7 protein-coding genes are annotated in these 7,610 nt (G+C 55.8%); all 7 read left to right on the top strand.

Going from position 1 to position 7,610, the window contains the following annotated elements; all coding sequences use genetic code 11:
- The first annotated feature begins 120 nt into the window (after nt 1–120).
- Nucleotides 121–552 carry an IS200/IS605 family transposase gene (gene tnpA / locus Q7J88_RS12435; RefSeq protein WP_303722554.1) on the top strand — a complete coding sequence of 144 codons (432 nt, stop codon included), beginning with the start codon at nt 121–123 and terminating at the stop codon, nt 550–552.
- 205 nt (nt 553–757) lie between these two features.
- Nucleotides 758–1,186: a MarR family winged helix-turn-helix transcriptional regulator gene (locus Q7J88_RS12430; protein ID WP_303722553.1), complete on the top strand. Its 429-nt coding sequence runs from the start codon at nt 758–760 to the stop codon at nt 1,184–1,186.
- On the top strand, nt 1,179–2,438 hold the full coding sequence (locus Q7J88_RS12425) for a TolC family protein (protein WP_303722552.1): 1,260 nt from the start codon (nt 1,179–1,181) through the stop codon (nt 2,436–2,438). Before Q7J88_RS12430 ends, Q7J88_RS12425 begins: the two co-directional genes overlap by 8 nt.
- Nucleotides 2,439–2,449: 11 nt before the next feature.
- The gene (locus Q7J88_RS12420; protein ID WP_303722551.1) at nt 2,450–3,568 is read left to right on the top strand and encodes an HlyD family secretion protein; all 1,119 of its coding nucleotides are present in this window, start codon (nt 2,450–2,452) and stop codon (nt 3,566–3,568) included.
- 20 nt (nt 3,569–3,588) lie between these two features.
- Nucleotides 3,589–5,130 carry a DHA2 family efflux MFS transporter permease subunit gene (locus Q7J88_RS12415; protein ID WP_303722550.1) on the top strand — a complete coding sequence of 514 codons (1,542 nt, stop codon included), beginning with the start codon at nt 3,589–3,591 and terminating at the stop codon, nt 5,128–5,130.
- A 172-nt stretch (nt 5,131–5,302) separates the two neighbouring features.
- On the top strand, nt 5,303–6,214 hold the full coding sequence (locus tag Q7J88_RS12410) for a DUF362 domain-containing protein (protein ID WP_303722549.1): 912 nt from the start codon (nt 5,303–5,305) through the stop codon (nt 6,212–6,214).
- Nucleotides 6,211–7,610 (top strand): 4Fe-4S binding protein (locus Q7J88_RS12405; RefSeq protein ID WP_303722548.1); only part of this gene is annotated, 1,400 nt, incomplete at its 3' end. The genes Q7J88_RS12410 and Q7J88_RS12405, both read left to right, overlap by 4 nt.

The following is a 7,610-nucleotide window of genomic DNA, read 5'->3' as shown; positions in this document are numbered from 1 at the left end:
TTAGTACGTAAGGAAACCCCCCGGCTTTGCCGGGGGACCCTAAAAGTTTGACAGTTCCGGAAGTAATTGAAAGCCTCCCATCTGTGAACCGCTCAAAGTTCCCAGAAAAGGAGGCTTCCGTTGAACAACGTACAAAGCTTATGTCATTCGGTATGGGACTGCAAGTACCACATAGTCTGGATACCGAAGTGCCGTCGAAAGGTGCTTTATGGTCGAATCCGAGAGCACCTCGGCGAAGTGATACGAGAACTGGCTCGACAACGAGAAAGTTTGGTTTTGGAAGGTCATTTGTGCTCAGACCACGTCCATGTATATGTGGCGATCCCGCCGAAATACGCGGTAGCTCAGGTCGTTGGATATATCAAGGGCAAGAGTGCAATTCATATCGCCCGAACGTTTGGGAAGCGTACTCGGAACTTTACCGGGGAGAACTTTTGGGCACGAGGTTACTTTGCTTCTACGGTAGGTCGCGACGAGGAAGTAATCCGCCAGTACATTCGTGATCAGGAGCGAGAAGATCGCAGGGTCGATCAATTGAAACTGCTCAACTAGCCGCCTTTAGGCGGCCCAAGGTATGAGCCCACCGCTTTGAGCGGTTCACCTTTAAAGCCCCCGGCTTTGCCGGGGGATAGTTACTGGGACGCTTACGTTGATTTGTGCGTCGGGCTACGTTGAAAAGGTAAAAACAGCATTGTCTGGCAAAAAAAACATTTATGCAGTATGCTGATAGTCCGTATTAAAACAAAGGGAGATCACGATGCCTTTCGATATTGAAACGAGCGTTGGATTTTTGCTAGCCAAGGCTCACCAACGCCTTTTTGCCCGTTTTCGCGACATACTGATGCCGCATGGAGTTACTCCGCCGCAGTTTGCCCTGCTCGCCTTTCTCTGGAAGCGGGATGGCCTGTCGCAGACCGAACTGACAGAAAAAACCGAGGTTGACCGGACTACCTTAAGCGGGCTGATCGATCGGTTGGAAAAACAGGGCTTGGTCGCTCGAATCCCACACCCCGGTGACCGGCGAGCCTACTTGGTCACCCTCACCGCAGCTGGCCGAAAACTAGAAGCCGAGCTTACCCCACTGGCGATGAGCCTACGTCAGCAGATCAGTGCAGATTTAACCGCTGATGAATACGAGCAGCTTTGTCAACTTCTCAAGCGAATGCGAGGGGCCTGCGATGACTAGGTATCTTTTTTCGATTTTCGTTCTGTGCTGCTTTTCCAGTCCGGCCCTGTCGAACGAAATGTTGACTCTGGATACCTGCCTGCAACTGGCCCGCAACAACAACCCACTGCTGCAGGAAGCAGCCAGCGGCCCACGCCTGGCTGAAATCGTGATTAAGGAAAGCAAGAGTGTTTACAGGCCACAGGTGGAGCTGAACGCCGGCTACACAGAGCAGCAGGCAGCTCAGCAGGTCGTTATCGGCGACAGCAGCTCTCCGACACAAGAGCGTAATTATCCCCACGTCAGTATCGGCGTCGATCAGTTGCTCTACGATTTCGGCCGCTCAAGCGGACGGATCGAGGCGGCTGATGCCAGCTGGCGGGCGGCAGATCACAGCTATGCTTCCCTGGAGCAGGATGTGTTGCTGCGCACCGTGGCCGCCTACTACCGGGTGCTGACCTCCCAGGCTCTGCTGCAGGCGGCACGCGATGAGGTAACTCAGACCGAAGCACACCGCGAAACCGCCTTGGCACTCTATCAACAGGGAGTGGTCACTAGAAACGATCTGCTGCAGGCTGAGGTACGGCTTGCCGCCAGCCGGCAACAGGTGTTTGCCAGGCAGGGGGAAGAGAACAACGCTTGGTTGGAACTCAACTATCTGACCGCTAGGCCAGCTGGGGCGAGAAGCGAACTGAGCGACGGAACGATGCTTCCTGTGCCAGAGTTCCCCACTGATTTGGCAGAGCAGCGTCCAGATCTGCTTGCCCAAACCGAGCTGATCAACAGCGCTCAAGCGAGACTGCGGCAGACCAAGGGCGATTTCTGGCCACAGCTTTATGCCCACTTCGGTGCTGATTACGTCGACAACAGCTACGTCAAGGAGAAGACCATCTACTCTGCGACCATTGGTTTGAAATTCACCCTCTACGATGGTTCGGCTCGAGACGCACGCTTGAGTCGTGCGCAGGAAACACTTCATAAAGAACGTCTGCATATTGCCGAGTTACGGGAGAGAGCGCGGCTGGCCGAGCGGACCGCCCGCAACGACGCCAGGGTCGGGGCCATGAAAATTGCCGTAGCTCAAACGGCCATCGAACTGGCTGAGGAAAACCTGCGCATTAACCAGAACCGTTACCGTGAGCAGGTCGGCACCGCCACCGAAGTCCTCGACGCAGAAACCCTTCTGACCCAGGCTCGCACCGATTTGGCCCGGGCGCAGTTCGATTATCGGGTTGCTCTGGCGCGGGTAAGCCACGCCGTTGGCACCCTCTGAAGGAGAGTAGTATGAAGCCAACGGAAAACCAGCTCCAGATGGAAGAGAACAAGCTGGGTGCTGAAAGATCTGAAGAAAATAACGGCAACGGGAATGGCAAGCGTCGGCACCGGATCGGCCTTGTGCTGCTGCTGTTGATCCTCTTAGGTACGATGATCGGAAGCTGGCTTTGGTTCAAAAGCAAAATCGAGCTGGCCACCGATGACGCCTTTATCGAAAATCATATCCATCGGGTTTCCGCCCGGATTGCCGGGCAGGTAATTGCGGTACCGGTCAGTGACAACCAGCGGGTAGCTGCCGGCGAGCTGCTGGTGACTCTCGACCCGGCCAACTATCAAGCCCAAGTGGCCAAGGCAGAAGCACGGATGGCACTGGCGAAAAATACCACCGAGGAAGAGCAGGCTGCCGTGGCAGCCGCTACCGCGATCGTGAAACGAGCACAGGCTCAGTTCGACCAGACCACTGCCGACCAGAAGCGGGGAGAAGCCCTCTACGACCGCGAGGTAATCCCCAAAGAAAGGTTGGAACAGCTGAAGACCGCACATCAGGTTGCCAAGGCCAGTCTGGAACAGGCTCGCCAGCAGCTACTGGCCGCCAAGGCCCGCTTCGGTGCGAACGACAACAATCAGCAGGCGCGGGTTTCCGAGCGGGCTGCCGAGTTGGAGTTGGCCCGCCTCAACCTGTCCTATACTCGGATTGTAGCCCCGGTCGACGGTTACGTAACCCGCAAGTCGGTGCAGCTTGGGAACAACGTTCAGCCCGGACAATCGTTGCTTGCAATCGTCGAGCTAGAGCGACCTTGGATTATCGCTAATTACAAGGAGCGCCAGCTTACCTACCTGGAGCCGGGGCAACGGGTTGAGTTCCGTGTCGATGCCTATCCCGGTAAAATCTTCACCGGCAAAGTCGACAGCATCATGGCCGGGACTGGCGCTGCCTTCTCGCTTCTGCCTCCGGAAAATGCCACCGGCAACTACGTCAAAGTGGTGCAACGGGTCCCGGTGAAAATCACGATCGATCCCAACAGCGATCCGCAACATCAGCTGCGGGTCGGCATGAGCGTCGAGCCGATCATCTTCACTGGGCGCAGTCTGGGCGACATTCTCGAACATCTGAACCCGTTCAATTGAGAAACTCTGGGCACTAATCGATGAGCGAGGCGAAGAACATCAACAAGTGGCTGGTGACCATCACGGTGATGCTGCCGACAATCATGGAGATCGTCGACACCTCAGTAGCCAACGTTGCCCTGCCGCACATGAAAGGGAGCCTCAACGCAGGTACCGACGAGATCACCTGGGTACTGACCTCCTACCTGGTAGCCAACGCAGTGGTGTTGCCGATGACTGGCTGGCTGTCACGGATGTTCGGCCGTAAGCGTTTCCTGATCACCTGTATCACCCTGTTCACCCTCGCGTCCTTCTTCTGTGGTGCAGCTCCGAACTTGGGCAGCTTGATTTTCTTTCGCATCTTGCAGGGGGCAGCCGGCGGGGCTCTGATCCCGAACAGTCAGGCAATCCTGATGGAGACCTTTCCGCCCAAGGAGCAGGGGATGGCGATGGCGATCTTCGGTATTGGCGCCATGTTCGGCCCGATCATCGGACCAGCGCTGGGTGGCTACGTCACCGACCAGCTCAACTGGCGCTGGATCTTCTATATTAACTTTCCGATCGGGGTGATTGCCGTGATCATGGCCGCTGCCTTTTTGGTTGACCCCGAATACCTGAAAATCAAGCAGAAGATCTCCATCGACTACTGGGGACTGACGCTCTTGGTCCTCGGTTTCGGTTCACTGCAGCTGGTGCTCGACAAGGGGCAGCAGGAGGACTGGTTCGCCTCCAGCTTCATCATTCTCTTCAGCCTGGTGGCGCTGATTTCCCTGATGGCGCTGATCTTGGCCGAATTGCGGCATCCGCACCCGATCGTCAACCTGCGGTTGTTCAAGTATGTTTCCTACTCGGCGGGTAACTTCCTGATGTTCGTCTTTGGATTCTGTCTCTACAGCGCTATTATGTTGATCCCGTTGTTTCTACAGACCCTGATGGGCTACGATGCGACCCGTGCCGGAATGGTACTGGCGCCGGGCGGGGTAGTGACCCTTTGCGTTATGCCGTTTGTCGGAGCAGCTTTGTCGCGCGGGGTACAGGGGAGATATATCGTTCTCTGCGGGCTCTGTATAGGCGCCACCTCGATGTTTATCATGCAGGGCTTTACCCTCGAAGCCTCCTACTGGGATTTTGTCTGGCCGCGCATGGTGTTGGGCCTCGGATTGGGGATGATCTTTGTGCCGCTGTCGACTACCACGCTGTCGGTGATTCCGAGACCGGAGATGGGCAATGCCACCGGCATGTACAATCTGCTGCGCAACATCGGCGGCAGCGTCGGCATCGCCGTCTCGGCCACACTGCTGCAACGCTTTAGCCAGTTTTACCAGAATGTGCTGGTCGCCCACGCCAACCCGATGAACCCGCTTTTTCAGGAAAAGCTGGCCGCCCTGACCCAGGCTGCATTGGACAGTGGAATGCCGCAGAGTGCGGCCGAGCAGACGGCACTGGGGATGCTCTACCGCACTATCCAACGACAGGCGGGGATGCTTTCCTACAACCATATCTTCTGGATCATCGGCATCGCCTTTCTCTCGGTGATTCCGTTTTTGTTGTTACTGCGCAAACCGAAGGAAGAGGCGGCTTAGCAACAATGCCCGATTTTCTTCGGTTGGGTTCCAACCTTTTTCGCGGCATAATGAATGAAAGGAAAAAGGCTGAAAAGCGGTTTCCAGATTTCGTATGCCGAAGTCATCTGCTTGCTTTTTGCCGGGCCTTCCATTAGGGTTCCTAAATGAGCTTATTTCTGTGGGAGGAGTAATGTCCACACTCAATCGACGTCAATTTATCCGTAATACGATTCTAAGTACTCTCGTTTTGGGTGGCTTGCCGGTCGTCGATCTACGGAGTTCTCCAGCGTTTGCTGCAGCAGTATCGGTAGTAGCGGTGCGAAAAGGCACCGATATCCCGCAGCTGGTGCATGAAACCATCAGTGCGCTCGGTGGCATCGGCCGTTTCGTTAAGACGGGCGATAAGGTGGTGGTCAAGCCGAACATCGGTTGGGACCGGACCGTGGAACAGGGGGCCAATACCCATCCAGAGGTGGTCAAGGCGGTTATCGAGCAGTGTCTGGAAGCTGGGGCGGCGAAGGTGCAGGTTTTTGACAACCCCTGCAACGATCCGCGGCGTTGCTACGTGCAGAGCGGAATTCAGGCTGCAGTTGAGTCGCTTGACAGTGATCGGGTGCGGATTGAGCATATGGATCGTCGTGCCTATCAGCAGGTGGCGATCAAAGAGGGGCAAGAGCTGCGCAGCTGGGAATTTTACCGGCCGGCGATCGAGGCGGACAGTTTTATCAATCTGCCGGTCGCCAAGGATCATTCGATCTCGACCCTGACCCTGGGGATGAAAAACATCATGGGGGTGATCGGCGGCAACCGCGGGCGTTTGCACCGTCGGATTGGAGATGCGGTGACCGATATCAATCTTGTGGTGCATTCCGATCTGACTCTGGTCGATGCAACGCGGATTCTGCTGAGGAACGGTCCGCAAGGAGGGAATTTGAGCGATGTTGAATGGCGCAACACCCTGATTGCCTCCAGCGATATTGTTGCTGCCGACAGCGTGGCTGCGACGCTGTTCGGCTATAAACCGGAGGATATCCCGACGGTGGCGGCTGCGGCCAAGCGGGGTTTGGGTGTGATGGATCTTAAGCGGATGCAGATGGTGTGAAAATTTCCCTGTCGAATGCGAATCTACGCCGGCTGGTGCAGTTGCTCTGCCTGCTCGGTTTTCTCTGGTTGTTTGTGCAGACCGAATACCGCGGCTTGGATGAACTGCCCTATCCGGTCAGCCTACTGTTCCGAATCGATCCACTGGCGGCATTGGCAGATTTCCTTGCCCCCGGACCATTTAGCTGGGCGCTTTGGCCGGCTCTGATGTTACTGATTTTAACCGCCGTATTCGGTCGGTTTTTCTGTGGCTGGGTCTGTCCGCTCGGCACGGCGATCGACGGCTGTGGGAAACTGATCGGGCGCGGACGAAATATGTGCAATAGTGGCTGGCGCAAAGTAAAATATCTGCTGCTACTGACATTGACGGTTGCCAGTTTCGGTGGCGTGCAATTGCTTGGGATCTTCGACCCGCTGGCTATTTTCTTGCGTTCTCTGACTCTCTCTATTTATCCAGCCTATAACTTGGCGATGAACGGCTTGTTCGAGGTCAGTTATCAATACAACTTGCCGGTCCTGAACGATGTTTATCCGGTTTTTCGTGACAACCTGATGGCCTTTTTCCAGCCGAGCTATAGCCTCGGCCTGTTTACCCTGCTGGTATTTTTATTGATTCTGCTGCTAGAGCGGGTCGAACGGCGATTCTGGTGCAAAAACCTCTGCCCACTGGGTGCTTTGCTCGGAATCTGCAGCAGCCGGGCGTTGCTGGTTAGGCTACCGGATGGTTTGTGTGATGATTGCCGCAAGTGTGAGCGCGATTGTCGAATGGATGCAGTCAAAGAAACCGGGCAGGCTCTCGGAGAATGCATCGAGTGTCTTGATTGCAACGATTACTGTCCCCAGCAGCGGGTAAGCTTTGTTCTCACCGGCCCTCGGCCGAAACAAAAAAGGGTCGACCTTTCACGGCGGGATCTGTTGCTGTCGGTATCGGCCGGAGCGGTGATCGCTCCGGTGACTCGGATTGCCCCGGAAAGCTATAAGCTTAATCCCTACTTGATCCGGCCGCCGGGGGCGCTTGGTGAGGCGGAGTTCTTGCGTCGCTGCGTCCGATGTGGTGAATGTATGAAAGTCTGCATCGGTCAGGCGTTGCATCCGGCGCTGATAGAAGCCGGAACCACGGGCCTGTGGACACCGCTCTTGAAGGCTCGGCTCGGTTACTGCGAATATAACTGTACGCTCTGCGGACAGGTTTGCCCGACCGGAGCGATTCGTAAGCTGCCGATTGCGGAGAAACGGAAAACGGTCATCGGATTGGCGGTGTTTGATAAAAACCGTTGTTTGCCCTTTGCCCGCCAAGAGGAGTGCTTGGTCTGCGAAGAGCATTGCCCGACCGGTGAGAAGGCGATTATCTTTGAAGACAAGCTGGTTTTTGTCGATGGACAGGAGCGGTCGTTGAA

Source organism: Malonomonas rubra (assembly GCF_003247215.1).
Classification (GTDB): Bacteria; Desulfobacterota; Desulfuromonadia; order Desulfuromonadales; family Geopsychrobacteraceae; genus Malonomonas; species Malonomonas rubra_A.
This window is presented reverse-complemented; position numbering and strand designations above follow the sequence as displayed.

Excerpts from the sequence above, each read along its gene's own strand:
- Q7J88_RS12430 (WP_303722553.1), top strand. The coding sequence starts at position 758 with ATGCCTTTCGATATTGAAACGAGCGTTGGATTTTTGCTAGCCAAGGCT.
- Q7J88_RS12415 (WP_303722550.1), top strand. The coding sequence starts at position 3,589 with ATGAGCGAGGCGAAGAACATCAACAAGTGGCTGGTGACCATCACGGTG.
- Q7J88_RS12410 (WP_303722549.1), top strand. The coding sequence starts at position 5,303 with ATGTCCACACTCAATCGACGTCAATTTATCCGTAATACGATTCTAAGT.
- Q7J88_RS12425 (WP_303722552.1), top strand. The coding sequence starts at position 1,179 with ATGACTAGGTATCTTTTTTCGATTTTCGTTCTGTGCTGCTTTTCCAGT.
- Q7J88_RS12420 (WP_303722551.1), top strand. The coding sequence starts at position 2,450 with ATGAAGCCAACGGAAAACCAGCTCCAGATGGAAGAGAACAAGCTGGGT.